The 24,769-nt window shown below is 73.1% G+C and carries 25 protein-coding genes and 2 tRNA genes; 11 read left to right on the top strand and 16 right to left on the bottom strand.

Translation table 11 applies throughout. The features are described from left to right. Positions 1-27: 27 nt before the first annotated feature. Both CLV52_RS00805 and CLV52_RS00800 read left to right on the top strand, forming a co-directional pair. Positions 28-1,359, top strand: coding sequence for an anthranilate synthase component I family protein (locus tag CLV52_RS00805; RefSeq protein WP_246017860.1), 1,332 nt, complete (start codon positions 28-30; stop codon positions 1,357-1,359). Positions 1,360-1,516: 157 nt separating this feature from the next. Beyond that, entirely contained in the window at positions 1,517-3,331 is a 1,815-nt protein-coding gene (locus CLV52_RS00800; RefSeq protein WP_246017859.1) for a glycoside hydrolase family 127 protein, read from the top strand. A 4-nt stretch (positions 3,332-3,335) separates the two neighbouring features. Here the strand turns inward: CLV52_RS00800 and CLV52_RS00795 are convergent, their stop codons facing one another. The 11 genes from CLV52_RS00795 to CLV52_RS00745 form a co-directional block, all read right to left on the bottom strand. Then, a complete protein-coding gene (locus CLV52_RS00795; protein WP_133763962.1) occupies positions 3,336-3,803 on the bottom strand; it encodes a phage tail protein in 468 nt (155 codons plus the stop codon). A 97-nt stretch (positions 3,804-3,900) separates the two neighbouring features. Continuing rightward, a complete protein-coding gene (locus CLV52_RS00790; protein WP_133763960.1) occupies positions 3,901-4,263 on the bottom strand; it encodes a PRC-barrel domain-containing protein in 363 nt (120 codons plus the stop codon). Positions 4,264-4,359: 96 nt separating this feature from the next. Next, complete coding sequence (locus CLV52_RS00785; RefSeq protein ID WP_133763958.1) at positions 4,360-5,340, bottom strand: alpha/beta hydrolase fold domain-containing protein; 981 nt, start codon at positions 5,338-5,340, stop codon at positions 4,360-4,362. Beyond that, entirely contained in the window at positions 5,327-6,340 is a 1,014-nt protein-coding gene (locus CLV52_RS00780) for an acetylxylan esterase (RefSeq protein WP_133763956.1), read from the bottom strand. Before CLV52_RS00780 ends, CLV52_RS00785 begins: the two co-directional genes overlap by 14 nt. A 43-nt stretch (positions 6,341-6,383) precedes the next feature. Then, on the bottom strand, positions 6,384-7,154 hold the full coding sequence (locus CLV52_RS00775) for a carbohydrate ABC transporter permease (RefSeq protein WP_133765766.1): 771 nt from the start codon (positions 7,152-7,154) through the stop codon (positions 6,384-6,386). A gap of 56 nt (positions 7,155-7,210) precedes the next feature. Next, on the bottom strand, positions 7,211-8,170 hold the full coding sequence (locus tag CLV52_RS00770) for a carbohydrate ABC transporter permease (RefSeq protein WP_133763954.1): 960 nt from the start codon (positions 8,168-8,170) through the stop codon (positions 7,211-7,213). 16 nt (positions 8,171-8,186) lie between these two features. Continuing rightward, complete coding sequence (locus CLV52_RS00765; RefSeq protein ID WP_246017857.1) at positions 8,187-9,554, bottom strand: ABC transporter substrate-binding protein; 1,368 nt, start codon at positions 9,552-9,554, stop codon at positions 8,187-8,189. A 130-nt stretch (positions 9,555-9,684) separates the two neighbouring features. Beyond that, positions 9,685-10,695 (bottom strand): LacI family DNA-binding transcriptional regulator, encoded by a 1,011-nt coding sequence (locus tag CLV52_RS00760; protein ID WP_211342579.1) that lies wholly within the window; start codon positions 10,693-10,695, stop codon positions 9,685-9,687. A 126-nt stretch (positions 10,696-10,821) separates the two neighbouring features. Then, complete coding sequence (locus CLV52_RS00755) at positions 10,822-11,826, bottom strand: helix-turn-helix transcriptional regulator (protein WP_133763951.1); 1,005 nt, start codon at positions 11,824-11,826, stop codon at positions 10,822-10,824. Between the two features lie 37 nt (positions 11,827-11,863). Continuing rightward, positions 11,864-12,073, bottom strand: a complete 210-nt coding sequence (locus CLV52_RS00750; RefSeq protein WP_133763949.1) for a hypothetical protein — start codon at positions 12,071-12,073, stop codon at positions 11,864-11,866. Positions 12,074-12,191: 118 nt separating this feature from the next. After that, complete coding sequence (locus CLV52_RS00745; RefSeq protein ID WP_162850657.1) at positions 12,192-13,778, bottom strand: GDSL-type esterase/lipase family protein; 1,587 nt, start codon at positions 13,776-13,778, stop codon at positions 12,192-12,194. Between the two features lie 165 nt (positions 13,779-13,943). On the opposite strand from CLV52_RS00745, the gene CLV52_RS00740 reads away from it, so the two are divergent. Together CLV52_RS00740 and CLV52_RS00735 are read left to right on the top strand one after the other, a co-directional pair. After that, a complete protein-coding gene (locus CLV52_RS00740; protein ID WP_133763944.1) occupies positions 13,944-14,138 on the top strand; it encodes a hypothetical protein in 195 nt (64 codons plus the stop codon). A 79-nt stretch (positions 14,139-14,217) separates the two neighbouring features. Next, a complete protein-coding gene (locus tag CLV52_RS00735) occupies positions 14,218-15,006 on the top strand; it encodes an aquaporin (protein ID WP_133763942.1) in 789 nt (262 codons plus the stop codon). A 43-nt stretch (positions 15,007-15,049) separates the two neighbouring features. Here the strand turns inward: CLV52_RS00735 and CLV52_RS00730 are convergent, their stop codons facing one another. Continuing rightward, positions 15,050-15,829 (bottom strand): alpha/beta fold hydrolase, encoded by a 780-nt coding sequence (locus tag CLV52_RS00730; protein WP_133763940.1) that lies wholly within the window; start codon positions 15,827-15,829, stop codon positions 15,050-15,052. 105 nt (positions 15,830-15,934) lie between these two features. Between CLV52_RS00730 and CLV52_RS00725 the strand changes: the two genes are divergently transcribed. Next, positions 15,935-16,357 carry a MarR family winged helix-turn-helix transcriptional regulator gene (locus CLV52_RS00725; RefSeq protein WP_133763938.1) on the top strand — a complete coding sequence of 141 codons (423 nt, stop codon included), beginning with the start codon at positions 15,935-15,937 and terminating at the stop codon, positions 16,355-16,357. 3 nt (positions 16,358-16,360) lie between these two features. Here the strand turns inward: CLV52_RS00725 and CLV52_RS00720 are convergent, their stop codons facing one another. Next, the gene (locus tag CLV52_RS00720; RefSeq protein ID WP_133763936.1) at positions 16,361-17,098 is read right to left on the bottom strand and encodes a phosphatase PAP2 family protein; all 738 of its coding nucleotides are present in this window, start codon (positions 17,096-17,098) and stop codon (positions 16,361-16,363) included. A 120-nt stretch (positions 17,099-17,218) separates the two neighbouring features. Here CLV52_RS00720 and CLV52_RS00715 point away from each other — a divergent pair, with 120 nt between their 5' ends. Together CLV52_RS00715 and CLV52_RS00710 are read left to right on the top strand one after the other, a co-directional pair. Further along, positions 17,219-17,668 carry a BLUF domain-containing protein gene (locus CLV52_RS00715; RefSeq protein WP_162850656.1) on the top strand — a complete coding sequence of 150 codons (450 nt, stop codon included), beginning with the start codon at positions 17,219-17,221 and terminating at the stop codon, positions 17,666-17,668. A gap of 88 nt (positions 17,669-17,756) precedes the next feature. After that, positions 17,757-19,409 carry an APC family permease gene (locus CLV52_RS00710; protein ID WP_133763932.1) on the top strand — a complete coding sequence of 551 codons (1,653 nt, stop codon included), beginning with the start codon at positions 17,757-17,759 and terminating at the stop codon, positions 19,407-19,409. Positions 19,410-19,505: 96 nt separating this feature from the next. Here the strand turns inward: CLV52_RS00710 and CLV52_RS00705 are convergent. From CLV52_RS00705 to CLV52_RS00690, 3 genes are all read right to left on the bottom strand, one after another. Further along, a tRNA-Met gene (locus CLV52_RS00705) sits at positions 19,506-19,579 on the bottom strand. Positions 19,580-19,622: 43 nt separating this feature from the next. Continuing rightward, positions 19,623-19,694, bottom strand: a tRNA-Thr gene (locus CLV52_RS00700). A 671-nt stretch (positions 19,695-20,365) separates the two neighbouring features. Next, positions 20,366-21,241 carry an aldo/keto reductase gene (locus tag CLV52_RS00690; RefSeq protein WP_133763930.1) on the bottom strand — a complete coding sequence of 292 codons (876 nt, stop codon included), beginning with the start codon at positions 21,239-21,241 and terminating at the stop codon, positions 20,366-20,368. Positions 21,242-21,308: 67 nt separating this feature from the next. Here CLV52_RS00690 and CLV52_RS00685 point away from each other — a divergent pair, with 67 nt between their 5' ends. From CLV52_RS00685 to CLV52_RS00670, 4 genes are all read left to right on the top strand, one after another. Continuing rightward, positions 21,309-21,755: an FAS1-like dehydratase domain-containing protein gene (locus CLV52_RS00685; RefSeq protein WP_133763928.1), complete on the top strand. Its 447-nt coding sequence runs from the start codon at positions 21,309-21,311 to the stop codon at positions 21,753-21,755. Beyond that, positions 21,752-22,180, top strand: coding sequence for a MaoC/PaaZ C-terminal domain-containing protein (locus tag CLV52_RS00680; RefSeq protein WP_133763926.1), 429 nt, complete (start codon positions 21,752-21,754; stop codon positions 22,178-22,180). Before CLV52_RS00685 ends, CLV52_RS00680 begins: the two co-directional genes overlap by 4 nt. Then, positions 22,173-23,414, top strand: a complete 1,242-nt coding sequence (locus tag CLV52_RS00675; protein WP_133763924.1) for a UDP-N-acetylmuramate dehydrogenase — start codon at positions 22,173-22,175, stop codon at positions 23,412-23,414. The genes CLV52_RS00680 and CLV52_RS00675 overlap by 8 nt, the downstream gene beginning before the upstream one ends. 101 nt (positions 23,415-23,515) lie before the next feature. Continuing rightward, on the top strand, positions 23,516-24,769 hold the full coding sequence (locus CLV52_RS00670) for a polysaccharide pyruvyl transferase family protein (protein WP_133763922.1): 1,254 nt from the start codon (positions 23,516-23,518) through the stop codon (positions 24,767-24,769).

The following is a 24,769-nucleotide window of genomic DNA, read 5'->3' as shown; positions in this document are numbered from 1 at the left end:
CCGCCAGGATGGGGGCGGAGGCGTGCTGTGGAGCGGATCGAGCGGGCGGCGGACGTGGTCCGGGTCGACGTCGCCGGCCGGGTCGAGCCGTCCTCGGCCTGGGCGCTGCTCGCCGCCGAGCACGACCACCTCGTGTGGTCGGACCGGTCGACGGCGCCCGACGACGCGGTCAGCTTCATCGGGCTGCCGCGGTCGGCGGCGGACGTGCTCCCGTGGAGCGGGACGGGGCCCGGTGCCCTCGAAGCGCTCTGCTCCACGCTCCGTGAGCGACTGCCCGCCGTCCGGTCCAGGCGACTCGGCTGGTGGGGCTGGATCGGCTACGAGCTCGGTGCGGCGGCGGCCGGCGTCGAGACGGCGCCGAGCGACGAGCCCGCCGCTGCCTTCCTCCTGACGCTGCGCGGCGTCGAGTTCGACCACGCGGCGGGCCGCGCGACGGTGCTGGCGCTCGCCGCCGATCGGCCCTGGGCCGAGGCGACGGCGGCCCGCCTGTCGGGGCTGCGGCCCTCGCCCGTGCTCGAGGCGCCTCGCGCCGCGGCGGCCTGGCGGCTCGAGCGCGAGGACTACCTCGACCGGATCGCCGCCTGCCTGGACGCGATCCGCCGCGGCGACGCGTACCAGCTGTGCCTCACCGACCGGGTCACCGTGCGCGCGGATCGGCCGTACGTCGACGGCGACGTGCTCCGGCGGCTCCGCGCGACGGACCGATCGGAGCACGCGGGCGTCCTCCGCTTCGGCGACCGGTCGCTCGTCAGCGCCTCGCCGGAGCGCTTCCTCCGGGTCGAGCTGGACGGCCGCGCCTCCACGCGGCCGATCAAGGGCACGCGCCCTCGGGGCAGCGACGCCGAGGAGGACCGCCGGCTCGCGGAGGAGCTGCGCACCGACGAGAAGGAGCGGGCGGAGAACCTGATGATCGTCGACCTCATGCGGAACGACCTGTCCCGGGTCTCCGAGGTCGGCTCGGTCGAGGTCGAGCGGCTGTTCGAGGTCGAGCGGCTCGCCTCGGTGCACCACCTCGTCTCGACGGTGGCGTCGCGGCTGACGGGCGACGCGATCTCCGCGATCGCGGCGCTGTTCCCGGCGGGCTCGATGACCGGGGCGCCCAAGCGGTCCGCGATGCAGCACCTGGCGCGGCTGGAGGGCGGCCCGCGCGGTGCGTACTCGGGGGCGTGGGGCCGCATCGCCGGCGACGGGTCCCTCGACCTCGCCGTCGTGATCCGCAGCGCCCTCCTCCACGGCGACACCGCGGTGGTCGGCGCGGGCGGCGGCATCACCGCGCTGTCCCGACCGGAGGCGGAGTGGGACGAGGTGCGGCTGAAGGCCGCGCCGATGCTCCGGGCGCTCGGGGCGGCGACCGACTGACCACGGCCCGGACTGGCGATCCGGACCTCGATGGGCGACGCTGGGACCGACGTGCCCGCCCCTCACCGGTGCGTCGCGGAACGGAGCGGTCCCGATGACGACGACGGTGAGCGGTCCGCTCGCACCCACGGCTGGTAGCGCGACCATGCTTCACCCCGTGGGGCTGGAGGGCGTCGCGATCCGCGGCGGCTTCTGGGGGGAGCGGCTGGCCGTGAACGCGGCGACGTCGATCCCGCAGGGCTGGGAGCGCCTCCACGCGGCGGGGAACGTGGCGAACCTCGAGGCGGCGGCTCGCGGCGAGGGGGAGACGCGCGGCGAGATCTTCGCGGACTCGGACGTGTACAAGTGGCTCGAGGCCGCCGCGTGGGAGATCGCCCGCACCGGCGATGAGGTGCTGCTGCGCCAGCAGCGCGAGCTCACCGCGAAGGTCGCGGCGGCGCAGGAGGAGGACGGCTACCTCCACACGATCGTGCGGCTGCGGGGGATGCCGCGGTACACGGAGCTGGGCTGGACCCACGAGCACTACTGCGCCGGGCACCTGATCCAGGCCGCCGTCGCGCAGCGGCGGGGCACCGGGGACACCGGGCTGCTCGACGTCGCCGTCCGGCTGGCGGACCACCTCGTCCGCACCTTCGGGCCCCGGGCCTCGCACGCCCTCGACGGGCACCCCGTCATCGAGACCGCGCTCGTCGAGCTCTTCCGCGAGACCGGCACGGCCGCGTACCTGGACCTCGCCGCGTGGTTCGTCGACGCGCGCGGCCGCAGCACGATCGGCGACCACGCGCGCGACGCGAACTACTTCTCGGACCGCGTGCCCGTCCGCGAGACCACGACGCCGGAGGGGCACGCGGTCCGGGCCGTCTACCTCGCCGAGGGCGCGGCGGACGTCGCCGTGGAGCGCGGCGACGCCGACCTGCTCGCCGCGCTGGAGCGGCAGTTCGCCGCCATGGCCGCGACGAAGCAGTACCTGACCGGCGGCCTCGGCTCGCGGTGGGAGGGCGAGGCGTTCGGCGACCCGTACGAGCTGCCGTCGGACCGCGCGTACGCGGAGAGCTGCGCGGCGATCGGCGGCGTGCAGTGGGCGCAGCGCATGCTCCTCGCGACCGGCGACGAGTCCTACGCGGACCAGGTCGAGCGGATGCTGCTGAACGGCGTGCTGCCCGGCGTCTCGCTCGCCGGCGGCGAGTACTTCTACGTGAACGCGCTGCAGGTGCGGGGCGACGCCGTGCCCGACGACGACCGCAACCCCGTGAACGGCCGGCTCGGCTGGTTCCAGACCGCCTGCTGCCCGCCGAACATCATGCGGACGCTGTCGAGCCTCGGCGCGTACGTCGCGACCACGGCGTCGGTGGACGACGTACCGGCGCTGCAGCTGCAGCAGTACGTCCACGGCTCGGTCGCGGCCGCGGGCTTCGCCCTCGACGTCGAGACGGACCATCCCCGCGACGGGCGCGTCCTCGTGCGGGTGCGGGAGGCGCCGGAGGGGGAGGCGGAGCTCGGTCTCCGCGTCCCCGCCTGGGCGGTCGGCGCGACGCTCGACGGCGAGCCGGTCGAGGCCGGCCTCGCGCGGATCCGGCGTACCTGGGCCCCGGGCGACGAGGTCGAGCTCGTGCTGCCGTTCGCGCCCCGCGTCGTCCACCCGAACGACCGGATCGACGCCCTCCGCGGCTCGGTTGCGATCGAGGCCGGCCCGCTTGTCTACGCGGTCGAGCAGGTCGACCTGGGCGACGGCGCTCCGGTCGACGACCTCCGGATCGACCTCGACGAGCCGCTGCTCGTCGGTGAGTCCGACGCGCGGCTCGGCGTGCCGACCCTGCTCGCCAGCGGGAGGATCCACCGGCACGGGCCGGACCCGTACCCGGGCGCCGTCGACGCGGTCGCCGCGGGGCCGGTGGCGATCCGGGCGGTGCCCTACTTCGCGTGGGCGAACCGCTCCGTCGGGGCGATGCGGGTGTGGATCCCGACCGACTGACGGCTCAGTGCTCGTGCTTGATGACGAAGTACGAGCCGCGGATCGTGCCGGCGAGCTTCGAGCGTTGGCGGGCGAACTTGAAGGCGGCGAGCTCCTCCGGCACCGCCATGCCGTCGGACAGCTTGAAGCCGACCGCACGCTTGCCGCCCTCGGCGAGCGTGTAGAGCACGTTGATCGACAGGCCGCTCTCGTAGAAGACGTACGACCAGCGGACGCCCTCCACCTCGAACTCCGTCGCCTCGAGCGCGGGCGACGCGATGACGATGCCCCGCTCGTCGCGCAGGACCTCCGCCACGCGGTCGACGACGGCGGAGCCGGCGGGGCTGGACGCCGGCTCGGTGGTGAAGTCGTGCCCGTACTTGTTCTTGAAGTAGCGGGCCTCGTTCGCGCGGAGGCCCGCGAGCGCGGGCGCGACCGGGGACGACTCGAGGCCGACGGTGGAGACCTCGACGAAGTCGACGGGGGTGGTCATGGCTGCCTCCTGGGCTGTCGCTGCAGCACGACGGTAGGGAACGCGCGGCGTCGGCGCTTCTCCGAATCGCGCACGTCCCGGCCAGCGGCAGATCCGCTCAGCGGCGGCCGAGTCGCCGTTCCCCGTTCGCACCGAGCGCGTACGGGAGGCCGAAGTGCTCGAACAGGGCGGGCTCGGCCTCGCTCGTGAGCTCTCCGTCCGTGTCGATGCTCGGCGCGTCCTTGACCGTCTTCCGATCGACCTGGACCTTCAGGTAGCGGGGCGAGACGACCGCGCCCGTCAGCGGCGCGAAGACGAGCCTGCGCCGGCCGGGGATGCCGATCTGGATCGCGGCGAAGCTGGCGGCGTCGGTCGCGGTGTCGAAGTACACCGACTCGAGGGAGCCGATCTTCTCGCCCGCGCCGTCGACCACGTCGTGGTCCCGCCAGTCGCGGATGTTCTCCGCGGGGAAGTCGGCCATGGGTTCCTCCTGCTCACGGTGCCGCACGCGACGGCTGACGGGCGCCATCGTCGCACGCACGGCGGCGGAGCGGCAGGGAGGACGCCCGAACGCCGCTCAGGAGGAGGGCGGCAGCACCGCGCGCTGGAGCACGGCGCGGCGCGTCTCGAGCATCCGCAGGCTGAGCGCCGCATCGGGCGCGACGATCTCGCTCGCGTGGAACGCGCCCGGGTAGACGTGCAGCTCGACCGGGACGCCCGCCCGTGCGAGCCGGAGGGCGAACTCGACGTCCTCGTCGCGGAAGACGTCGAGCTCCCCGACGTCGATGAAGGTCGGCGGCAGGCCGGAGAGGTCCGTCGCCCGAGCGGGTGCGGCCAGGGCGTCCGCCTCGCCGCCGCCCAGGTAGAAGCGCCAGGACTCCCGGTTCGCGGCGCCGTCGTAGAGGCCCTCGCGGAGGTGCTCGAACTCGCGGGCGGACGCCGTCGCGTCGCGGTCGTCGAGCATCGGATAGGGCGCCATGACGTGCGCGATGCCGTCAATCGACCGGTCGCGGCACAGCAGCGTGAGGGCGAGTGCGAGACCGCCGCCGGCGCTCCCGCCGTAGACCACGAGCTCCTCGGCGCGGGCGCCGAGGTCCGCTGCGTGGCGCTGCGCCCAGCGGAGTGCGGTGAAGCAGTCCTCGAGCCCGGCCGGGTAGGGGTGCTCGGGCGCGAGGCGGTAGCCGACCGAGACCACCGTCGTCCCGAAGCGCTCGCTGAGGTCGAGTGCGGTCGCGTGCTCCGAGTCGATGCCGCCGGCCCACATGCCGCCGCCGTGGAGGAGGAGGATCAGACGCCGTTCCCGCCCGGGCTCCGGTGCCCCGCGCGGGCGGTAGACCCGGACCGGCACCTCCGGAGCGCCGTTCCGATCGGCGACCCGGTCCTCCCACCGCACGCCCGACCGCCCGGGGTCGCCGGACGTGCTCCGCGCAGCGGCCTCCTCGGCGATCGCGCGCCGCCGGGTGTGGGGGAGTGCGGCGTAGCCGTCGGGGATGCCGGCGAGGAACGCGTCGAGCGGAGCGCGCAGCCCCGGGTCGAGCCGATCGTCAAAGCCCGGCATCGGACACCAGCCGATCCCGTGACCCGACCCCCGCCTCCCGCTGCTGCGCGAGCCAGGCGAGCTGCACCGCCTCGTGGAAGAACCCGCCGCCCTCGTGACCGGCGTACGGGTACTCGTGGATCTCCTTGCGCCCGCCGTACGCGTTGAACGCCGCGTACACGGTGGAGGGCGGACAGACGTCGTCCATCAGGCCGACCGAGAAGATCGCCGGAGCGCTCGCGCGGCGGGCGAGGTGCACGCCGTCGAACCACGACAGCACCTCGAGGGCGTCCGCGGCGTCGGCGGGGTACGTCGCGAGCACGGTGCTGATCTCGCCGTACGGCACGGTGGAGACGAGGTCGAGCGCCCTCGGCACGTCGCTGAGGAACGGGACGTCGATCAGCGCGGCCGTGACGCCGTCCGCGAGCCCGGCGACGGCGAGCGCGATGCCGCCGCCCTGACTCACCCCGCTCACGACCACGTCGGCCGTCCCGTCGCCCGCCAGCGCCCGCGCCGCGTCGACGGCGAGCACGGCGTCGGTGTAGAGCCGTCGGTAGTAGTAGGACTCCTTCGACTCGATCCCGCGGGTGACGTGGCCGCCGAGGACGCGGCGGAGCCCGCCGGTGTCGCTCGTGTCGGACGTGTAGCCGGCCACCGCCCCCTGGCCCCGGTTGTCCATCGTCAGCACGCTGTACCCGGCGAGGACGAGCGGCGGCACCATGTGCGGCAGCGCACGGCCGCAGTTGTAGCCGACGTAGCGCACCACGACCGGGTTCGTCCCGTCGGCGCCGACCGGGCGGTGCAGCCACGCGCGCACCGGCTCGCCGTCGTACCCGCTGAACACGACGTCGAACGTGTCGACGACCGTGAGCCCGGTGCTGACCGGTTCCGCGGTGGGGACGAAGCCGAGCTCGCGCGACGAGGCGATCGTGGACGACCAGAACTCGTCGAATCCGGCGGGCTCGGGCACGGACGAACGGTGCGCGCGGAGCGCGTCGATCGGCAGGTCGAATGCGGGCATGGTGCTCCTGTCGGATCGGGTGCCGTCGTGTCGCGCCGGGCCGTCAGGCCTTGACGGAGCCCTCGAGCAGCGCCGAGATGAAGGCGCGCTGGAAGACGAGGTACACGATGAGCGTCGGGGTCAGGATGAGCAGGGCGCCGGCGCAGAGCAGCGGGATGTTCGTGCCCCACTGCCCCTGGAACGCGCCCAGCGCGCCCGCCATGGTGCGTTTCAGCGGGTCGTCGACGAGCACGATGGCGAGCAGGAACTGGTTCCACGTCCAGAGGAACAGCAGGATGCCGAGCGACGACAGCGCCGGTCGGGCCAGCGGCACCTGCACCCGCCAGAACAGCTGCCAGGTCGAGGCGCCGTCGATGCGGGCCGCCTCGGTGATCTCGGCCGGCATGCCGATGAAGTGCGCCCGCATCCACACGATCGCGAACGGCATGTACAGGCCGATCAACGGCAGGATGATCGCCCATCTCGTGTTGAGCAGGCCCATCGAGCGCACCTGGTAGTAGAGCGGGGTGATGATGCCCTCGAGCGGCAGGGTCAGGCCCAGCACGAACGCGAGGAACGCGATCCGCGAGCCCGGCGGTCGGAGGTGGCCGAGCGCGAAGCCGGCCATCGTCGAGATCAGCATGCTGATCGGGACGACGGCGAGCACGATGATCCCGCTCGAGAGCAGCAGGGCGCCCATGTCCGCGACCTGGAACGCCTGCACGAAGTTCTCCCAGTGCGGCGTCGCCGGCAGGGCGATGCCGGACGGGTACGTGCCCGAGGGGTGCAGCGCCGTGATGAACACGCTGACGAACGGCACGACGGTGACGATCATCAGCAGGATCAGGATGATCCGGCCGGGGATACCCGCCCGGACGGTGGTGACGGAGCTCACTGGTCGTTCCCCCGGAAGATGCGCTGGATGGGCAGGACCACGGCCAGCACCAGCACCATCAGCGCGACGGCGAGGGCGGACGCGAGGCCGACCTCCCGCTGCGTGAAGGCGAGGTAGAAGATCTGGAGGCCGGGGACCATCGTCGAGTTCCCGGGCCCGCCCTGCGTCGCGATGTAGATGATGTCGAAGCTCGCGAGCGCCGCGATCACGGTGACGGTGATGCAGACGCCGATCTCCGCCTTGAGGAGCGGGACGGTGATCGAGAGGAACTCCCGGACCGCGCCGGCGCCGTCGAGGCGCGACGCCTCGGACAGGCTCGGGTCGAGCTTGCTCATGCCCGACAGGAGCAGGAGCGTGCAGAGCCCGAGCAGCACCCAGGCGCCGATCACGCCGACGGCCGGCAGCGCGGTGGTGAAGTCGCCGAGCCAGGCGCGGGTGATGCCGCCGAGCCCGATGCCGCGCAGCAGCTGGTTGATCAGCCCGTCCGTCGAGAGCAGCCAGGTCCAGATGATGCCCGCGGCGACGAGCGGGATGATCTGCGGCAGGAAGAGCACGACACGGGCGATGCCCGCGAGGCGGCTGCCGCTGATCCCGCGGATGGTCGCCGCGATGACGAGGCCCAGCGCGGTCGGGATGAGGCTGAAGAAGATGATCAGCACGAACGCGTTGATGATCGAGCCGAGGAGCTCCGGCTGGGTCACGAGCGCGACGTAGTTCTGGACGCCCACGAACGTCGCCGGCGTGATGCCGTTCCAGTCGTAGAACGAGTAGTTGATCGTGCTCAGGATCGGCCAGAGCACGAAGGCGATGTAGAACACGGTCGCCGGCAGCAGGAACAGCCAGCCGACCAGCGCCCCGCGCCCGGAGCGCCGCCGCGTGCTGCGGCGGCGCTCCGGGCGGGCGGCGGCGGTCGCCGGAGGCGTTGCGACCTCCGGCGTCGTCACGATTCCGGTCATCAGGACAGGATGCTCGTCACTGCTTGATCTGCGAGAGGTAGTCGCTCTGGACCGACTTCAGCAGGTCGTCGGAGGACACGCGGCCCGCGACGAGGGACTGCAGCTGCGGGGTCCAGCTCTTCGCGTAGATCGCGTTGGTCGCGTTGGCGATGAAGTCCATCGCGCCGTTGTCCTTGGAGACGGTCGCGCCCGCGGCGAGGGTCTGACCCGTCACCGTGCTGCTGTCGACCTCGGGCATGTAGGCGTCGGCGAGGCCCATCGGGTGCGAGCCGCCGACCTTCACCGCGATGCTGCGCGCCGTCTTGTCGGTCGCGACCCAGTTGAGGAAGGTCGCGGCGCAGTCGGCGTGCTTCGCGCCCGCGGCGATGCCGTAGGTGAGCGGCGCGGACATCGCGGCCTGCTTGCCGCCTGCGGTCGCGGACGGCATCAGGAAGAAGCCCGCCTTGCCGGCCATCTGCTTGTCGAGGTTCCCCGACTCCCAGTCGCCGTCGAAGATGAAGAGCGACTTGCCGCCGATGAAGCGGCTCATCATGCCCGCGTAGTCGAGCGAGTTGACGTCGCTCGCGAAGTAGCCCGCCTTGACCCACTTCTCGAGGTGCGCCGCGGCCTGCTTGTTGGTCGCGGTGTCGATGTCCGCCCCCGACTTCTGGAACACCCAGTCGTTGATGGAGGTCGGCGAGCCGTAGGCCGCCATGAGCTGCTGGAGCGGGAAGGCGAGGCCGCCCGTCGCGCCACCGTTGAACTGGGCGATCGGCGTGATGCCGGCGGCCTTGGCCTTCGCGAGGTCGGCGTCGAGCTCGGCGAGCGTGGTCGGCGTGCCGGTGATGCCCGCCTTCTTCGCGAGGTCCTTGTTGTAGAAGACGCCCGTCAGGCTGAAGTTGAGGCCCTGCGCGTAGAGGCTGCCCGAGCCCCGCGAGCCGCTCTTGTCGACGCGGAGCTGCTCGAGCTGCGAGGCCGGCCACTTGTCCCACCCGAAGGCCGTCGCGTAGCCGTCGAGGTTCTTGAGCAGGCCCTCCTTGGCGAGGTCGGCGATGCTCGGCAGGCGCATGAGGTCGGGCGCGGAGTCGGAGAGCGTGCGGGCCGCGTTCTGCGTGATGACCGCGAACTGGTCCTCCCGGATGTTCCAGGTGACGTTCGGGTGCTGCTTCGTGAACTCGTCGGTGAGCGCCTTCGGCAGCGGGAAGCCCGTCTCGAAGTAGGCGTTCATCGTGACCGGCTTCGTGCCGCAGGTCGGGGTGCCGCCGGCGAAGGTGGCGGTCGTCTGCGACGGGGCGGCGCTGCCGCCGGGCGCGCAGGCCGAGAGGCCGAGGACGGCGGCGAGCGCCATTCCGGCGAGGGCGGGGACGCGGATCGCGGCGCGTCGCTTCGGTCGGGTCTTCTCCACCGGAGGCCTCCTTGCTGTGGGGCGGATGCGGGCGGCGGTCCGGACGGACCGCACTGTCCCGGGCCCGAGTCAACGCGGCGGCGGAACATTTGTCAACTGCTTCAGTAAAAGCACTTTTATTCGGAGGGCGTCATGCCTGCGACGGTGCGGCGTCCCCGGTCGAGCCGCGGTCGACGAGGCGGACCTTGAGCTGCGTGTGCGAGACGAAACCCCTCGTGCCCGCGGCGTCGAGCAGACGGAGGGCCGCCGCCCCGGACTCCTCGAACGGCTGCCGGACGGTCGTGAGCCCCGCGGCCTCGGCGACCGGTCCGTCGTCGAACGAGATGACGCTGACGTCTTCAGGGACGCGGAGGCCGGCGGCGCGGACCGCGCGGAGCAGGCCGACGCCCATGCGGTCGAAGTGGGCGACGAGGGCCGTCGGCGCGCGGTCCGAGGCGAGCAGCCCGGCGGCCGCGGCCGCCGACTCGTCGGCGGTCGGACCGCTCTCCACCACCTCGACGGCGCCGCCGGCGGCTTCGAGCACCCGCGTGAAGCCGGCGAGGCGGCTCGTCGACTGCGACTCGTAGTCCGTGACCTGCGTCTCCGCGACGTAGCCCACCCGGCGGTGGCCGAGGTCGACGAGGTGCTGCGCAGCCAGCGCGCCGGCGGCCGCGTCGTCGACGACGAGGGTGGTGAAGCGCTCGCTCGTCGCGTCCACGACCACGACCGGGATCTCCCGGTCGACGAGGCGCTGCTCGACGACCGGGTCGACGGCCATGCCCATCACGATGACGCCGTCGAAACGGGCCGTCAGCGGCACGCTCGACAGCACCGGCGACGCGAGCTGGGCCGCGGACCCCACGTCGAAGACCGAGACCTCGGTGCCCGAAGACGACGCCTGCTCGAGCACGCCGGACAGGCGGCGGAGGAAGGAGTCGTACGACGTGAAGGGCGCGAACACGGCGACCCGTCGGTTCGCGCGCCGCGCGAGGACCGCGGCGGCGGGCTTCGGCACGTAGCCGAGCTCGTCGGCGACGCGCAGGACGCGTTCCCTCGTCTCGAGGCCGACGATGTGCGGCTTGTTCAGCGCGTTGGAGACGGTGGAGATGCTGACCCCCGCCTCGCGGGCGACGTCGTAGATCGTGATCACCGTCATCGGCATCCCCCTCCTCCTGAACGTCCGGCGGCTGCATGACTACCAGCAAACCGGTCGTCAGGGGTGTTCCGGGGGCCTGGAACGGAACGCGGGCGGAATGGTTCGCGCGCGACATCCGACGTCCGCGAGGGGTCAGGCGTCCGGTCCGGCGATCGGCGAGGGTCGCGAGGCGTCGTCCTCCGCGGCGACGGCGGCGGCGAACTGCCGGGCGACCTCGACGACCGCGGCGCGCAGCTCCTCCCCGCTCTCGACCCGGAACGGGAACGGGAGGACGGAGAGCCACTCGCGCGCGTACATGCCGGGGCTGCTCGTGGTGCCGATCAGCACGCAGCCGTCGTCGTGCGGCTCGAGGCGGCCCATCGGCGAGCGCGTCCACGCCCGCACCTCCTCGAGCGGGGCCGAGAACACGACCCGGACCGGGTAGCGCCAGCCGCTGCCGAGGTGCTCGCCGAGCGCCGCGACGGGGTCGAGGTCCTCGGGCGGGTCGAAGCGGCGGAGCGTCCGCGTGACGGAGGCGATCCGGTCGACGCGGTAGGTGCGCACCGCCTGCACGTGGTGCGCCCAGCAGAGGAGGTACCACCGGCCGCCGCGGGCGACGACGCCCCACGGGTCGAGGTCGGCCGTGAGCTCCGTGCCCCCTTCGCTGCGGTACTCGACGACGACGCCGCGCTTGGCCGCGATGGCGCCGATCAGCTCGTGCGCGAGCAGCGGGTCGGGCTGCTGGTCCGCCCGGTCGTCGGGCGTGGCCGCCGCGCGTTCGCGCAGCAGCGCCGCCTGCCGGCCGATCGCGTCCGGGAGCGCTCGCACGACCTTGGACAGCGCGCCGCCGATCAGGTCGTCGTCCCGACCCGCGGCCGGTCGGCCGTTCAGGACCTGGAGGACGAGCCCGAGCGCCTCCTCCTCCGTGAACCCGACGGGCGCCAGGGTCGTGCCGCGACCGAGCCGGTATCCGCCGGCCGGACCGCGGGCCCCCTCGACGGTGATGCCCGCGTCGCGGAGCGTGGCGACGTAGCGTCGGGCCGCGCGCTCGGTGACGCCGAGCCGCTCCGCGAGCTCCTCGGCGGAGATGCCCGGGTGCAGGCGCAGGATGTCGAGCGCCCGGAGCGCCCGAGCGGTCGGGCTTGCAGCCTCTTCCACCGCAGCAGGCTAGAGCGCGGCGGGCGCCCCGCCGCCGTCACGCCCAGGGGAGCGGGTACTCGCGGCGCGGTGTCGCCGGGACCTGCCTCGTCTCCCGAGTGTCGAGCAGGTGGCGCTCGGCCCAGGCGGACAGGAGCCGCGCCGCGCGGCGCGCGGCCGACGCGGTCCGGCCGCGCGCCGGCGTCGCCCCCGTGCTCCGCGCGCTCGGCCGCACTGCGGTCGGGATCACCGTCTGGATGGTGTGCATCTCGATCCTCCGATCGTTCCGATGCCGCCGACGGTACGAACAGAAGCGGACGGAACGCGTCCGTATCTCGGTCCCTCGCTGCGATCAGGACGCGTTCCGTCCGGATGTCGGAGCGGGATCAGTGGGAGGACGTGGAGGCGGCGGGTCGACCGGTGAGCAGGAGGCCCACGGCGGCCGGCAGGAGGCGGTCGCTGACGGCGTGGAAGTACGCGCGGTCCGTGATCTTCTGGCCGACCTCGGCCGGGAAGAACGGCTCCGTCGCCGCGGTGCGGACGTCGTCCCACTCCGCCGCGACCTGGTCGATGACGCGGTTGAGGCGGCGGACCCACGGGCGGGCGATGAGTGCAGCGGGGTGCAGGCCGGCTGGGACGGGCATGTGCGAGAGCAGCAGCGGCACGTGGCCGTCGGCGCGGAGCTCCCGGATCATCGTGTGCAGCCGGTTGCGCCACCAGCCCGGTCGGAGCCGCTCGATGCCGTCGCTGAACGAGGGGAACCAGACCGCGAGGTCGTAGGACCAGGTGCCGACGGCACCGAGGGAGGCGATCGTCTGCTCCAGCGGGAGGTGCTTCGCGGCCCGGTTCTCGAGCACGACGCCGCGATCGAGCGCCCCGGAGAGCGCCTGCGCGAACGGCCCGTCGACGGCGTCCTCGCGCGAGCGGACGCCGTAGCCGATCGCGAGGCCGGCGCCGAAGAACAGCACGCGGACAGGGCGAGGGCCCACGGCCAGGGTCCGGCACGGGGCGCCGGTCGGGCCGATCAGCGGCGGATGGCCGAGGTCCTCGAGCACCCGCATGGCGTAGTCGTGCACGCCGGTGCGCATCCGCACCGCGTCGACCGCGGCCGCACCTCGTCGGCTCGGGCTCGGTCGCCGACGGCGCGCGCGGGCGGCGTCCTGCACCGGCGACCGGGGGCCGCGGTCGGTGTGCGACGCAGCCGCCGACCGCCGGTACAGCTCGCCGAGCATCCCGCCGATCCGGATGTCCTCGTCCGGGTCCTTCGCCGCCGCGATCGCGTCCGCGATCGGCAGCGACCAGACGGCGTAGGCCTCGGGCGATCCCGACGGTCGGAGGTCCGTATTCGCCGCCGTGTCGAGGGGCACGAACACGGTGCCCGGCCGCGCGGCGGCGACGGTGCGCGAGGCCTCGTTCAGTCGCTCGCCGTGTCGGCGGACGAACGGCCCGAGCAGCCCGGCGATCCCGAGGGAGTCCATCGGCGGGAGGCCCACGACGACGACCGGGAGCGGACCCGGGCGGCCGCGGCCGAGCACGTCGAGCAGGCCGTTCAGCGTCTCCGTCCACCGCGACACCGGCGTGAGCGCGAACGCGTCGCTCCAGCCGAAGGCGAGGACGACGACGTGCTCCGTGCCGTCGAGGCGGTCCTCGAGGACGTCGATGGCGTCCCCGAGCAAGGCGCCGATCCGGCTGACCTGCCGGACGTCGACGGGCCGCCCGAGCCGCTGCTGCAGGGCGCGTTGCACGGAGCCGGAGAGGGCGAGCCGGTGCGTGCTGACGCCCCATCCGGAGGTGATGCCCGACCCGGCGAGCACGACGCGGAACGCGGTGGCCTCGCCGCTCAGGCGCTCGGCGTCGTCCAGCGGCCGCACCTCGTGACGGATCAACGTGCGGTGGTGCAGGAGCCGGCCGGCGAGACCGGTGACTCGGGCACGGACGTCGTGCGGTGCGGATGGTTCGATGCAGCCGAGCATGCTCCTCGTTGCACGGATCCCCCACCTCCTCTTCGGGGCGGTGCCCCGGCCTCCCGTCTGGGAAGCGCCTGCAAATGCCGCAGGCGGCATGACATCGACGGCCCCGCCACCCTCTTCCTCGGTGAGTGCGGGCATCGAGCCCGTCCGGATCGACGGAGGTCGTCAGTGCGCAAGACCGTGTTCCTGCTCGCAGTGCTCGGCGGGACCGCCTACGTGCTGGGCGAGCGGGCGCGTCGCCCCTCCGACTCGCACTACACGGCCTACCAGCGCGCGGCGCTGCTGTGGACCGATCCGCGCGTCGTGAAGGCGCGCCGCGCCCTCCGGCGCAGGGCGAAGCGCGTCTCCGACCGCACCCGCTGAGAATCGACCCTCGAGCCCCCGCCGGACGCCCGGCGGGGGCTCCTTCCCGCGCGCCCGCGCGCCCGACCGAAGGAGAGCCATGACGACCGCCGACCCGTCCACCACCGAACGCCGGACCGCCCCGGACGCGCCTCGAGCCGTCGCACCGCGGCTCGGCGCGGAGGCCTTCGGCACCTTCCTGCTGGTGCTCGGCGGCGTCGGGACCGCCCTCTTCGCGGCCGCGTTCCCGTCCGCGCAGGACAACGCGCTCGGCGTCGGGCACCTCGGCGTCGCGCTCGCGTTCGGGCTGGCCCTCCTCGCCGGCATCCTGCTCGTCGGCAGGACCAGCGGTGGCCACTTCAACCCGGCGGTGACGCTCGGCTTCGCGATCGCCGGACGCTTCGCGTGGCGGGACGTCCCGGGTTACGTCGTCGCGCAGCTCGTCGGCGGCGCGCTCGCCAGCTCGGTCCTCGTGGTCGTCGCATCGACGGGGCCGAGCGGGTTCCTGGCGAACGCGCAGGAATCGGGCTTCGCCTCGAACGGCTGGGGCGCCCACTCGCCCGGCGGGTTCGGCCTGCTCGGCGTGCTGCTCACCGAGGCCCTGCTGACCGGCGTCTTCGTGGCCGTCATCCTCGCGGTCACCGCCCGCGCCGAGCTCGCGGCGATCGCCCCCTTCGGGATCAGCCTCACCCTGACGGTGGTCCACCTCATCAGCATCCCCATCAGCAACACCTCGGTGAACCCCGCCCGCTCCATCGCGACGGCGATCTACGGCGGCCCCGACGCCCTCGCGCAGGTGTGGGCGTTCATCCTGGCTCCGATCGTCGGCGGCCTGATCGCCGGAGCGCTGCACCGCGCCGCCGTGCTGCGGGCCGGGCGCCTGGGCTGAACGCTCTCGGAGCACCGTGCAGACGCCGGCCGCCTCCACCGGGTCACTGCGCCCGGTCGGCCTCCTCCACGAAGGGGTCGAGGATCGCGAAGGTCGCGTCGGGGCGCTCGAGGTGCGGCAGGTGCCCGGCGCGCGGGACGACCTCGAGGCGGCCGTTCGGGAACGCCGCCAGGTACTGACGCCCGTACTCGGGAGTGACGATGCGGTCGGACGCGCCCCAGATGCCGAGCACCGGGACGGTGATGCGGCCGAGCCGCTGCAGCAGCGCCGGGTCGTGCATGTACGGGTCCCCGGCGACGGCGCGCATCGCGGTCATGTTGGCCCGTTGCGCTGCCTGTCGCTCCGCGGGGACCGTGGCCGGGTCGACGAAGTAGCGGTCGCCGTCGTGGAAGGAGTGGTCCGCGATCCCGCGGGCGTCGAGCGCGAAGACGTCGCGGATCGGTTCGCCCGGGACGTCCACACCGACCGCGTCGACGAGGGCGAGGCGCGCGATCCGGCCCCGGTCCGCGTCGAGCCCGCCCATCGCCGCGGCGATCCACCCGCCGATCGACGAGCCGACGACGACCACGTCCTCGAGGGACTCGCGGCGGAGGAGGTCGATGAACGCGAACGCGACGTCGTCGATCGACCGGAACCAGTCGGGGCGCTCGGTGCCGTCCCAGCCCGGGATCGTCGGTGCGAGCACCTCGTGCCGTCGGCCCAGGTGCTCGACGATCGGCGCGACGCTCGCGGGACCGCCGCCGCCGTGGAGCACGAGCACGGGCCGGCCCGCACCGAGGCGTCGAACGGTCAGCGGGATGCGGGTGATGTCGTGGGCGGCCATGGTGGCTCCTGCTCTGCTTGGTGCGGCGTCGTGGGCGGCGTCCGACGCGCCCTCCGCGATCGCTATATAAACACATTTAGTCGGGATGCGACCTACGCTCCTCCTGTGGACGTCGACACCCGGTCCGAGGATGAGGAGCTGGGGCGCGCGATCAAGCAGGTCCAATGGGGCAACCACCGGGCGCTGGACTCGAGGCTCCGTGCCGTCGGCTCGACGATCGTGCAGTGGGACGTCCTGCGCGCGCTGTCGCGGAACCCGGCCGCCTCCGCGCACGAGCTCGCCGTGGCGACGTTCCAGAGCGACCAGTCGCTCGGCGTGATGATGCGCGGCATGGAGCGGAAGGGGCTCGTCGAGCGCTCGACCCCGCACGGCCGGCGGATCGAGCACCGCATCACGGACGCGGGCGAGCGCGTGCTCGAGGTCGGGCACCAGGCGGCCGCGGAGGTCTTCCGAGCCGCGTTCGCGCCCCTCGACCAGGCGGAGCGGGCGACCCTGCTCGGCCTGCTGCGTCGACTCGTCGGGGACTGACCGTCATCCTCCGCGAGGGCCTCGGGCTGGGAGCCGCCGAGCGGCTTCCCGTGCGGCCGGAGCCGCGTCCCTCCATCGGCTCGAGCTCTCGCGCAGCCGGTGAGCCGCGGCGAGGAGGAGGACCGCTTCGGCGGAACCGAGCACGACCGCGCCGAGCACGTCGGTGAGCCAGTGCGCGCGCAGCTGCGTCCTGCTCCAGGCCATGGCGGCGATGAAGCCGATCGCGGCGCCGCGGACCGCGGTCCGCCGTTCGAAGAGGATCACGACGGTGCCCAGCAGAGCGGCGAAGGTCGTGTGCCCGGAGGGGAAGGCGTCGAGGACGCCGTAGGCGTCGTCGGGTCGGGCGCGCTGCGCCAGCGCCTTCAGGCCCGCTCGATCCAGCACGCTGACGATGCTCGTCACCCCGACTGACGCGCCCCAGAACCATCCTCGTGTCGCGCCGATGAGCGCGCCCGCCGCCACGACGAGCGCCGTGCCGGACGGGCCGGACCCGACGACGGCCATCCCCTCGGCGACGCCGCGCGAGACCCGGCCGCTCGCCCGCATCACCACGGCGTCCCAGGCCCGATCGATCGGCCCGGGAGGCAGGTGCGCGACGCGGAGCAGCGTCGAGCCGCCCCAGACGCCGACCAGCGCGGCGGCGGCGATCACGACGCGCCGCGTGCTGGGCGCGGTGGGCAGGTCCCGGCCGAAGCGGACCCGAGGTCGTCGCGCGGCACCGGTCGTTCGCTCCCACAGCACCCCGGCAATCTGCACGGGCCGCCCGAGGAAGCGCCAGGAGCGGGAGCCGCTGAAGCTCCGTCCGCGCTGCCGCCCGATCTGGGCATGTCCCCGCGGCGGAGGATCTGTGACCCTGGCTGCATGAGCGTCGTCCTGCAGAGCACCCCGGCGGGCCCCGTCCGGCCGGTCGAGTTCCTGTCGGTCGTCTACTCGTCCATCGCCGCGGTGCCGTTCACCGAGGTCGACCTCGCACTCCTGCTGGCGACGAGTCGGATGAACAACGAGGCGAAGAGCATCACCGGCGTGCTGCTGCATCGGGACGGGCACTTCATGCAGGCGTTGGAGGGGCCCGTCGGCGCGGTGCGATCGGTGCTCCGCACCATCGCCGCCGACGAGCGGCACCGCGACGTCCGGATCCTCGACGAGGAGTACCTCGTCGGCCGCCGGTTCGGCTCGTGGTCCATGGGCTACCGGCCGCTGACCGAGACGGACCTCGCCGAGGCGCCGGCCTGGTTCGGCTCGCCGGAAGCGGCCCGCGGCGTCGGCGACTTCCGCGCCGCCGAGCTGCTCGCCTGGTTCCGCGGCCGCTGACTCCTCCGCTCCTTTCGGGCGGTCCTGCCATCGGCCCGTCGGGCGTCCGTATCGGGGGACGCGGATCCGCACGGCGCATCAACGCCTGATGAACACCGCGACGGAAGAGCCCGGGTCCGCGACCGATGAGGATCGCCACCTGAAGCAGAAGCTCGGCTACTGGTCGCTCGTCGCCACCGGGGTGGGCAGCGTCATCGGGTCGGGCTGGCTCTTCTCCGCGATGTACGCGGCGCAGACGGCCGGCCCCGCCGCGCTCGTCGCGTGGGTGATCGGCGGCGCCGTCATGCTAGCCGTCGCGCTCGTCTTCGCGGAGCTCGGCATGGTGCGGCCGGAGTCCGGCGGCCTGGTCCGGTACCCGCTCTACTCGAACGGCCGCTTCGCGGCGAGCATCGTGGGGTGGAGCATGTGGGTGACGTACGTCGCGAACCCGCCGACGGAGGCGTCGGGCGTGGTGCAGTACGCCAGCTCCTACCTCCCGGGCCTGTTCGAGCACGGATCGCTGACCTTCCCCGGCATCCTCGTCGCGATCGCATTGATGGCGGTGTTCGTCGTCATCAACTTCTTCGGTGTGCAGTTCTTCGCCCGCAGCAACAACGTCGTGACCGCGGTGAAGATCTGCATCCCGACGCTGACCATCGTGCTGCTGCTGATCAGCGGCTTCACCCACACGGGCGGAGCGGGCGGTGCGGACAACATCGCGGCCGGCGGCGGCTTCGCGCCCTACGGTTTCGGCGCCGCCCTCGGCACCATCGCGACCGCGGGCATGGTGTTCGCGTACACCGGATTCCGGAACATCATCGAGCTCTCCGGCGAGGTGAAGGACCCGCGCCGGAACATCCCCGCCTCGCTCGTCACGACGATCCTCGGTGCGATCGTGCTCTACCTGCTGCTGCAGATCGCGTTCGTGTTCGGCATTCCGCAGCACCTGCTCGGCACGGGGTGGGGCGGCATCGACTTCGACTCGCCCTTCGCGCAGCTCGCGATGCTGCTCGGGATGACCTGGCTCTACTGGGTCCTCATCGCGGACTCGATGGTGTCGCCGTCCGGTTCCGGGATCGTGTTCACGGCGTCGAACGCGCGCAACGTCTTCGGGCTGGCGAAGAACCGCTTCTTCCCGGAGTGGCTGGCCAAGGTCCACCCGGGGTCGGGCGTGCCGCGCCTCGCCCTCGTGCTCAACTTCCTCGTCGGCATCCTGTTCCTGCTGCCGCTGCCGAGCTGGCATGCGATCATCGGCGTGACCGGCACGCTCATCGCGTTCACCTTCTCCATCGGGTCGGTGTCGCTGGTCGCGTTCCGGAGGTCCGGCGTCAGCCCGCGGGGCGCCCGGCTGCCCGGCATGACGGTGATCGCCCCATTCGCCTTCATCGTCAGCGCGCTCGTCATCTACTGGGTGCCCTGGTCGCAGCTCGTGCTCACGATCCCGATCGTCGCCGTGGGCTTCGTCTGGTACGCCGTCACGGCCGTGGTGCATCGCCACGAACGGAGCGAGATCGCCGGCGGCGTCTGGCTCGTCGTCTATCTCGTCGCGATGTACGGAATGGCTGCGATCGGCGGGTTCGGCGGCCTCGGCCTGGTCCCGGCACCGTGGGACTCGATCGCCGTCGCCCTCGTCGCCGCGGCCCTGTACGTCTGGGGGACCCGGTCCGGCGTGCGCTACATGCGCGAGCGGCCTGCGCTCGTCGCCGAGCTCCGCGGCGGCCGCCAGGACCAGGAGGTCGTCACCGGCGCGGGTCGCGGCTGACCGATGCGGTGACCGGGATGCGGTCGAACGCGGATCGGCCCGGAGTCGAGATGACTCCGGGCCGATCGTGCGGCCCGTGGAGATCCGGGCCTGACGTAGCGGGGGCGGGACTTGAACCCGCGACACCACGATTATGAGCCGTGTGCTCTAACCACCTGAGCTACCCCGCCGCGAGGGCCGCTGGTCCGCGGGGTGTGCGGGTCAGTCGGTCCGAGCCCCGAAAGAGGATTGAACTCTTGACCTTCTCCTTACCATGGAGATGCTCTACCACTGAGCTATCGGGGCGCGCGTCAGGCCCGATCCCGGGCCGGAAGCGACGACGACTCTAGCATCCCGCTCCCGCGCCCCTCTTCCGCTGCGATGCGCATGTCGTCCCCCGTTCGCGGCGTCGACGGCACTGCGCGGTGCCGTCGCTCGAGCGTCCGTCCGGCGCGGTGCCGGAGTGGCGTGGAATCGTGCCGCCGCAAGGCCGACACGCCGCGACACGCGGGGCTGCGAGCCGCCGATCCGCGCCGTTCCGGGCGACACGCCTGAGAGGTCACTGCCACTACATGTTGGGGCTCGTTTCTATCGGTGCCCCGGTATATGGTGTTCTCACTCGCTCCACGGCGGGGGAAGTGCACCACATGCCATCGACTGGGGAAGGTCGGTGGCAGCGAGCGGAAAGGAGCGGTCATGAACTTCGACACGGAGAGCATCGACGGCTACGCGATTCCGGTCGACCCGATGGATCTGCTGCAGTGCGACAGCTGCCAGTGACACGGTCGAACACCGATCGCTGACCACGGTCACGAAAGCCCCCTGCGACTCCCGATCGCAGGGGGCTTTCGCCGTCTCCGGGCGAGCGCTTCGGCAGGCCGTGCGCGCTTCGGCAGGCCGACGGCGGCGCATCGGGCCTGCCGAACCCGTTCCGGCCTGCCGAAGTGCTGCGGGGCGGGTGCCGGAGGTGCTCCAGCTCACGCGTTCAGCGAGGCGAGCTCCTCCTCCGTGAGGTGCAGCTCGGCGGCGGCCGCCGAGTCGCGAATCGTCTCCGGGCGCGAGGCGCCGGGGATCGGGATCACGACCGGCGCGAGCGACAGCTCCCACGCGAGCGCGACCTGCTGCGGGCTCACGCCGCGGTCGTCGGCGATGCGCTGGAACGCGGCGTTCACCTTGCCGAGGTCCGCGGCGCTGCCGATGCCGCCGAGGGGGCTGTAGGGGAGGAACGCGATCCCGAGCTCGGCGCAGGCACGGAGCTCCGGCAGCGAGCTGCGGAACGCGGGGGAGAACTGGTTCTGCACGGAGACGATGCGCCCGTCCGTGATCTCCTGCGCCTCCTCGATCTGGTCGACGGTCACGTTCGAGAGGCCGGCCATCCGGATGACGCCCGTGTCGAGCAGGTGCACGAGCGCGCCGACCGACTCCGCGAACTTCACGCGCGGGTCCGGGCGGTGGAACTGGTAGAGGTCGATGGCCTCGACACCGAGCGCCTCGCGCGACGCCTCCGCGGCCTCGATCAGGTGGCTCGCCGAGCCGTCCTGGGTCCACGACCCGTCGCCGGGGCGCAGGTGGCCGCCCTTCGTCGCGACGAGCACGTCCTCCTTGTCGCCCTCGTACGTCTCGAGGGCGCGGGCGATCAGCCGCTCGTTGTGCCCGACCTCGCCGGCGAGCAGGTGGTAGCTGTCCGCCGTGTCGATCAGGGTGACGCCGGCGTCGAGCGCCGCGTGGATGGTCGCGATCGATCGCGCCTCGTCGGGGCGCCCCTCGATCGACATGGGCATGGCGCCGAGGCCGATCGCGGCGACGGACCGGGAGCCGATCAGGCGGGAGGGGAGGGTGGTCTTCGTGCTCATGCCGCCAGTCTTCTCGGGAGGTTCGAGCATCCGCTGGGCGGCCCGTGCGCCTGACTACGATGCAGGCGTGACCGTCACCGCCGATCTCAAGGGCCGGGTGTACCCCGAGACCGCGCCCTACCTCGTCGGGCGCGAGAAGGTCCGGGAGTTCGCCCGCGCGGTCGGCTCGACCGACCCGCTCAGCCTCGACCCCGACGCCGCCCGCGGCGCCGGGTACCCCGACGTCGTGGCGCCGCCGACGTTCGCCGTCGTGCTGCAGGAGGCGACGCTCCAGCAGCTGCTCGCCGACGAGTCCGCCGGCGTCGACTTCTCGCGCGTCGTCCACGGCGAGCAGCGGTTCCGCTTCAGCCGGCCGATCGTCGCCGGGGACCTCCTGACCGCGACCATGACGGTGACGGACGTGAAGCTGCTCGGCGGCAACGCGATGGTCACGTCGGACTCCGAGATCCGCGACGAGACGGGCTCGCACGTCGTCACCGCGATCTCCACGCTCGTCGTCCGGGGCGACGCATGAGCGACGAGCGGCTGGAGGTCGGCCAGGTCGTCGCGACCGGCTCGCACGACATCGACCGGGACGCGCTCGTCCACTACGCGGGTGCCTCCGGGGACTTCAACCCCATCCACTACCGCGACGACGTCGCGACCGCCGTCGGCCTGCCGGGCGTGCTCGCGCACGGGATGCTCACGATGGGCCTCGCGATCCAGCCGGTCGTCGAGCGCTTCGGCGTGGACCGCGTGATCGAGTACGGCGTGCGGTTCACGCGTCCCGTCCCGGTGCCCCCGGAGGGCGCGGTGCGGCTCGAGCTGGAGGCGAAGGTCGGCCAGGTCGGCGACGGGGAGGCCCGCATCGACGTGACCGCGAAGGTCGACGGGCAGACCGTGCTGGGGCGCGCCCAGGTGCGCGTCCGGACGAGCCCGTCGGAGGCGCGGCGTGCCTGACGGCGCCGGCGACCGCGCGGTCGCCGAGCCGTCCGCCGCGACCGACGCCCCTCGGCTTGCCGACCTCACGACCCTGCGCGTCGGCGGCCCGGCCCGTCGCGTCGTCGTGGCGACGACCGTCGACGACGTCGTGCAGACCGCGCTCGGCGCCTGGGCCGACGACGAGCCGCTGCTCGTGCTGGGCGGCGGATCGAACGTCGTCGCCGGTGACGAGGGCTTCGACGGGACGGTCCTCGTGGTCGCGACCCGCGGCATCGAGCGCCTGAGCGCCGCCGTCCACGCGAACGGCGGCCCGCCGTCGAGCCCGGAGGACCGCCTCCGCTCCCTCGAGCGCTCCCTCCGACCGCCGCAGCAGCGGGAGGAGGTGCGGGTGCGCGTGCAGGCGGGGGAGTCCTGGGACGCGCTCTGCGCCGAGGCGGTGCGCCAAGGATGGAGCGGCATCGAGGCGCTGTCCGGCGTGCCCGGGTCCTGCGGCGCGGCGCCGATCCAGAACATCGGCGCCTACGGGCAGGAGCTCGCGGCGACGCTCGCCGCCGTCGAGTTCCTGGACCGCGAGACGGGGACGGTCCGCCGACTGCCCGCGTCGGAGCTGCGGCTCGGCTACCGGACGAGCGTCTTCAAGCAGGGCCTCGCGGGCGTGGTGCTCGCGGTCGAGCTCCTGCTCCACCGCGCCGTCGGCGACGGACCCGTGCTCAGCTCCCCGATCGCCTACGCGCAGCTCGCGGACGCGCTCGGCGTGCCCCTCGGCGCCAGGGTGCCGATCGCGGCCCTGCGCGACACGGTCCTCGAGCTGCGGCGCGGGAAGGGCATGGTGCTCGACGACCGGGATCCGGAGTCCGTCAGCGTCGGCTCCTTCTTCACCAACCCGATCGTGACCGAGCGGTTCGCGCGGACCCTGCCGCGCGACGCGCCACGGTTCCCCACCTCGGGCGACGAGCCGGACGTGGTCGTTCCCCTCGGCGCGGCGCTGCCGCAGCGGCCCGACCGCGACGGCGAGCCGCGCGTCAAGCTCTCCGCGGCCTGGCTGATCGAGCACGCCGGCGTGCAGCGCGGCTTCCGGCTGCCCGGCTCGGACGCGCACATCTCCCGCAAGCACACCCTCGCGATCGTGAACGGCGGCCACGCCACGGCCGCCCAGGTGCTCGAGCTGGCGCGGTACATCCAGCAGCGCGTGCAGAGCGAGTTCGGCGTGATCCTGCAGCCCGAGCCGACGCTGGTGGGTGCCTTCGTCTGAACTCGCGTGCACGGTCGGCGTGCCGTGCAGGCTGCGGGCAGGTTCGCGCCTACCGTCCCCACTGCGCACCCCCGAACGGGTGGTGCGGGGAGGGGCGACCGATGACACGGATCCTGCTGCGAGCGCACAAGGACCCCTTCCGCGTGGTGTCCCCGCGGGCCACCTTCCGCAAGAACCTCATCGGCGAGAACGTCGGCAACCTCCTCTTCTCGAGCGCCAGCTACAAGCTGCTGCAGACGGCGGGGACGGAGGTCGAGGTCGGCGGCATCCAGGGCGGCCGCGCCGAGGCCGCACGGATCAACGCGCACGCCGACCACGTCGTCATCCCGCTCGCGAACGCCTTCCGGCCGAGCTACACGGCCGCCCTCGACCGGATGTCCGAGACGATCGAGGCGCTGCGGGTGCCCGTCACGATCCTCGGCGTCGGCGCCCAGCTGCGGCTCGACGGGAGGATCGAGCGGCTCGACGCGATGAAGGAGTCGGTCTCCCGGTTCGTGCGAGCGGTGCTCGAGCGGTCGCCCTCCATCGGCGTGCGCGGCGAGTTCACGGAGCGCTACCTCAAGAGCCTCGGGTTCTCGGACGTGGAGGTGATCGGCTGCCCCTCGGTGTTCCTCCGCGGTCCCGGCCTGCGCGTCGAGAAGCGCGTGCGGGCGCTGACCGCGGCGTCGCGGATCAGCCTGAACCTCTCCCCGTACGTGCCGGGCCTCGGCCCGATCGTCGAGCGCCACACCGAGCGCTACCCGCACCTCCGGTACGCCGCGCAGCACCGCGACGCGCTCGGGATGCTGCTGAGCCACCGCCACCGCAGCAAGGCGCACTCGACGGATCAGACGGTGCTGCCGACGCACCACGCGCACCCGCTGGTCCGCGACGGCCGCACGAGCTTCTTCGTGGACCCGGAGCCGTGGATGCGGTACCTCGCCGACTTCGACTTCAGCTTCGGCACCCGGATCCACGGGAACATCGCCGCGCTGCTGGCCGGCACGCCCGCGATGGTGCTCGCGCACGACTCCCGCACCCTCGAGCTGGTGCGCTACTACGACATCCCGCACCGCACGATGAAGCAGGTGCGCCCCGACACCGACGCCGCCGAGCTGTACGCGGAGACCGACCTCACCGCGTTCAACGCCGGGCTCGGCGAGCGGTTCGATCGTTTCAGCGCCTTCCTCGGTGCCCACGGCCTGCACCACGTGTACGAGGAGGGTCAGGACGCGACGCGCTTCGACCGCCGCGTCGCCGCCGTCCGCTGGCCCGGGGACGTCGGCCGCAAGGCGCCGATGCGCAAGCTCGCGGACCGCGTCGTCACCTCGCTGCAGCCGCGGCCCGAGACCGCCCGCCGCCCGGCGGCGGCCTGA

Source organism: Amnibacterium kyonggiense (assembly GCF_004364555.1).
In the GTDB taxonomy this organism is placed as follows: Bacteria; Actinomycetota; Actinomycetes; order Actinomycetales; family Microbacteriaceae; genus Amnibacterium; species Amnibacterium kyonggiense.
The sequence above is the reverse complement of the archived record's forward strand: the minus strand, read 5'-3'. Positions and strand labels throughout refer to the sequence as shown.

What these genes read in the sequence shown, in the direction of transcription:
- CLV52_RS00795 (WP_133763962.1), bottom strand. Translation starts at nt 3,803, where the DNA reads ATGACCACCCCCGTCGACTTCGTCGAGGTCTCCACCGTCGGCCTCGAG.
- CLV52_RS00780 (WP_133763956.1), bottom strand. Translation starts at nt 6,340, where the DNA reads ATGCCCGCATTCGACCTGCCGATCGACGCGCTCCGCGCGCACCGTTCG.
- CLV52_RS00715 (WP_162850656.1), top strand. Translation starts at nt 17,219, where the DNA reads ATGAGCGTCGTCCTGCAGAGCACCCCGGCGGGCCCCGTCCGGCCGGTC.
- CLV52_RS00775 (WP_133765766.1), bottom strand. Translation starts at nt 7,154, where the DNA reads ATGATCGTCACCGTCGTGCCGTTCGTCAGCGTGTTCATCACGGCGCTG.
- CLV52_RS00730 (WP_133763940.1), bottom strand. Translation starts at nt 15,829, where the DNA reads ATGGCCGCCCACGACATCACCCGCATCCCGCTGACCGTTCGACGCCTC.
- CLV52_RS00790 (WP_133763960.1), bottom strand. Translation starts at nt 4,263, where the DNA reads ATGGCCGACTTCCCCGCGGAGAACATCCGCGACTGGCGGGACCACGAC.
- CLV52_RS00735 (WP_133763942.1), top strand. Translation starts at nt 14,218, where the DNA reads ATGACGACCGCCGACCCGTCCACCACCGAACGCCGGACCGCCCCGGAC.
- CLV52_RS00750 (WP_133763949.1), bottom strand. Translation starts at nt 12,073, where the DNA reads ATGCACACCATCCAGACGGTGATCCCGACCGCAGTGCGGCCGAGCGCG.
- CLV52_RS00785 (WP_133763958.1), bottom strand. Translation starts at nt 5,340, where the DNA reads ATGCCGGGCTTTGACGATCGGCTCGACCCGGGGCTGCGCGCTCCGCTC.
- CLV52_RS00680 (WP_133763926.1), top strand. Translation starts at nt 21,752, where the DNA reads ATGAGCGACGAGCGGCTGGAGGTCGGCCAGGTCGTCGCGACCGGCTCG.
- CLV52_RS00710 (WP_133763932.1), top strand. Translation starts at nt 17,757, where the DNA reads ATGAACACCGCGACGGAAGAGCCCGGGTCCGCGACCGATGAGGATCGC.
- CLV52_RS00770 (WP_133763954.1), bottom strand. Translation starts at nt 8,170, where the DNA reads ATGACCGGAATCGTGACGACGCCGGAGGTCGCAACGCCTCCGGCGACC.
- CLV52_RS00760 (WP_211342579.1), bottom strand. Translation starts at nt 10,695, where the DNA reads ATGCCGATGACGGTGATCACGATCTACGACGTCGCCCGCGAGGCGGGG.
- CLV52_RS00690 (WP_133763930.1), bottom strand. Translation starts at nt 21,241, where the DNA reads ATGAGCACGAAGACCACCCTCCCCTCCCGCCTGATCGGCTCCCGGTCC.
- CLV52_RS00670 (WP_133763922.1), top strand. Translation starts at nt 23,516, where the DNA reads ATGACACGGATCCTGCTGCGAGCGCACAAGGACCCCTTCCGCGTGGTG.
- CLV52_RS00745 (WP_162850657.1), bottom strand. Translation starts at nt 13,778, where the DNA reads ATGCTCGGCTGCATCGAACCATCCGCACCGCACGACGTCCGTGCCCGA.